Raw genomic sequence first — 2,539 nt, 5'->3', positions numbered from 1 at the left:
CCCGCCGTCGCGGCCGTGGCCAGCACCACGGAGGCACCGCTGTCGCTGACCATGTAGGCCAGCCGATCCGCCGGATACTCCGGATCCAGCGGCACATACGCACCCCCGGCCTTCCACACCGCCAGCAAAGCCACCACCATGTCGACCCCACGGGGCAGGAACAGGCCGACCCGGCTCTCCCTGCCGACGCCGAGACCGGCGAGACGACGGGCCAGACGGTTCGCGCGGGCGTCCAGTTCCGCGTAGGTCAGGGCTTCGGAGCCGCTGCGCACCGCCGTGACATCGGGAGCCCGCTCCGCCCAGTTCCGGAACAGGTCCAGCACCGTGTCCGCCGGAACCGTCCGCGCCGTGTCGTTCCAGTGGCGTATGACCTGGGAACGTTCGGTTTCCTGGAGTACGTCGATGTCGCTGAGGCGGATCTGCGGGTTGGCGGCGATCTGCTGCAGAACGCGGGCCAGGCGCCCGGCCAGGGACTGCACCGTCGCGTCATCGAACAGATCGGCCGCGTACAGGATCCCGCCACCCAGACCAGCCGGAGACCCGTCCACCCCGCGCCGCTCGTTCAACGTCACCGACAGGTCGAAGCGGGCCGGCGGCGCCGACAGCGGCGGCACCGCCTCCACCTCAAGACCCGGCAACTCCCACCGCGCCTCCGGAACGTTCTGCAACGCCACCATCACCTGGAACAACGGGTTCCTGGACGACGACCGCGCCGGATTCAACTCGTCCACCAGCCGCTCGAACGGCACATCCTGACGCGCGTACGCCGCCAGATCCGTCTCCCGCACCCGCGCCAGCAACTCCGCGAACGTCGGATCCCCACTCAAGTCCGCCCGCAACACCAGCGTGTTGACGAAGAACCCGGACAACTCCTCCAACTGCGCGTCCGACCGACCCGCGATCGGCGTCCCCAGCGGGATGTCGTCGCCCGCGCCCATCCGCGACAGCAACACCGCCAGCGCCGCATGCACCACCATGAACATCGTCGCCCGGCCCCGAGCGGCCACCTCCACCAGCCGCCCATGCGTCCCCGCGCCGACATCCACCGGGGCGAGGCCGCTGCGGAAGGACGGTGTGGCGGGGCGGGGGCGGTCGGTGGGCAGGACCAGTTCCTGCGGGGCACCGGAGAGCGCGTTGCGCCAGTAGTCCAGCTGCTCGCTGATCAGGCTGTCGGGGTCGTCCAGGTCGCCGAGGAGGTCGCGCTGCCACAGGGCGTAGTCCGCGTACTGCACCGCCAGCGGCTGCCAGCCCGGCGCACCACCCGCACGCCGCGCCGAGTACGCCGTCTCCAGATCCCGCGCCAGCACCCCCATCGACCAACCGTCCGACGCAATGTGATGCGCCACCAGCAACAACACGAACTCCGCCGGACCCAGCCTCAGCAGACGCGCCCGCCACGGCAGATCCACCCGCACATCGAACCCATGCCCGGCCTCCTCCGCCAGCACCTCACGCCAGTCCTCCGAGGAACCCACCTCCACCACCACCAACGGAGGCCGGCCCACCTCATCCCCCAACACCCGCTGATACGGCACACCCTCCACATCCGGGAACACCGTCCGCAAACTCTCGTGCCGCTCCGCGACATCACCCAACGCCGCTTCCAACGCCACGACGTCCAACTCACCCGAGATCCGCAGGGCCAGCGGAAGGTTGTAGGCGCCCGCGGCGGCGGAACCGGGCTCGCCGTCATCCATCCGGTTCAGCAGCCACATGCGTTGCTGGGCGAAGGACAGGGGGAGCCGCTCCGGACGTTCCCGCTGCTGTAGCGGCACCCGAGAGCCGCCGTCCGCGGCGTCGATCACCCGCGCCACACCGGCGACGGTCGGCGCCGTGAACAGGTCCCGGATGCTGACCTCCGCCTCCAGCACCGACCGCACCCGAGCGATCAACCGCATCGCCAGCAGCGAATCACCACCCAGGTCGAAGAACGACGCCTCCGCACCCACCCGCTCCAACCCCAGCACCTCACCGAACAACCCGCTCAACACCACTTCGGTGGGTGTCTCGGGGGCGCGGCCCTCGGCCGATCCGGTCATCTCGGGGGCGGGCAGGGCGTTCCGGTCGAGCTTGCCGTTGGTGGTCAGGGGCAGCGCGTCGAGGATCATCACGGCCGCCGGGACCATGTAGTAGTCGGGCAGGCGGTGTCCGGCGAAGTCGCGCAGCAGAGCCGTGTCGAACTCGGCGTCACCGCCCACGGGGACGACGTATCCGATGAGGCGCTTGTCGCCGGGCCGGTCCTCGCGTACGACGACGGCGGCCTGGGCGACGTCGGGGTGCCCGGCGAGAACGGACTCGACCTCACCGGGCTCGACGCGGAAGCCACGGATCTTGACCTGCTCGTCGGCGCGTCCGACGAACTCCAGCAACCCGTCCGACGTCCACCGGGCCAGGTCGCCCGAGCGGTACATGCGCCCGCCCTCGGCGAACGGGCACGCCACGAAGCGTTCGGCGGTCAGGCCGGGGCGGTTGTTGTAGCCACGCGCCAAGCCGGCACCGGCGACGTACAACTCACCCGTCACACCCGGCGGGACGGGAC

The 2,539-nt window shown here is 70.7% G+C and carries 1 protein-coding gene; it reads right to left on the bottom strand.

Annotated elements, in window-relative coordinates; all coding sequences use genetic code 11:
• A partial coding sequence (locus ACTWQJ_RS50105; protein ID WP_443313002.1) for a condensation domain-containing protein occupies positions 1-2,539 on the bottom strand: 2,539 nt, incomplete at both ends.

Origin of the sequence: Streptomyces sp. KR55 (assembly GCF_052245645.1) — a bacterium.
GTDB lineage: Bacteria > Actinomycetota > Actinomycetes > Streptomycetales > Streptomycetaceae > Streptomyces > Streptomyces flavusporus.
Note: the sequence above shows the minus strand (reverse complement) of the source record. Positions and strands in the feature narration are given on the sequence as shown.